Origin of the sequence: Gluconobacter sp. P1C6_b, assembly GCF_018811945.1 — a bacterium.
Taxonomy (GTDB): domain Bacteria; phylum Pseudomonadota; class Alphaproteobacteria; order Acetobacterales; family Acetobacteraceae; genus Gluconobacter.
In genome coordinates, this window is sequence record NZ_JACRVU010000071.1 from 1 (window position 1) to 651 (window position 651).

1 protein-coding gene is annotated in these 651 nt (G+C 63.4%); it reads right to left on the reverse strand.

Annotation, left to right across the window (positions count from 1 at the left end):
* Positions 1–651: zinc ribbon domain-containing protein (locus KP701_RS16175; protein ID WP_215747920.1), on the reverse strand; the 651-nt coding region annotated here is incomplete at both ends.

Consider the following 651-nt stretch of genomic DNA (forward strand, 5'->3'; position numbering starts at 1 on the left):
TGCCCCCGCAACCATCTGAACTTGCAATGCCAACGCATCACGAACCCCAGCCCCGAAACGGGCTGGGGTTTTCGTTTGTCCACTGCCCGACGCCATCGTCAGAATGCCGGCGAGATCGCCACGAACGTCGATCTGGAGGCCCTTGTCGGATGGCGTGAGGATGATCGCCTCGATCAGCGAGCGGATCACCTCGGCTGCCTCCTGGCGTTTCTCGTCCAACTCGGAATGCAGCATGTCGTGCAGGTGCGCGAGCTGCCGGTGGTAGAACTCCGCCATCTGCGGATGGAGCAGGGGCGGGGGCGCCTCGGCGGTCGCGAGGAACTCCGTCAGCTCCGTCTTGCGGGCTTCGAGCTTCGATCCACGTTCCTTGACCGTCGCGATCGAGATCGCCTCGGAAAGATAGAGATCCATCAGGCGCTGGATGTCGCGCTCGACCCGCTTCAGTTCTGTTTTCGCTGCGTCGATGTCGGCCGACGCTTCCATGCGCAGCCGGTTCATCTCGTTGGTGAAGGCCGTGCAGAACTCGGCGAACAGGGCCGGATCCATGAGATGATGACGCAGGGCGTCGAGCACGCGCCGCTCCAGCTCGTCGCGACGCATATTGGTCCGGTTGTCGCAGGTGCCCTTGTTGCGCGCTGTCGAGCAGCCGAG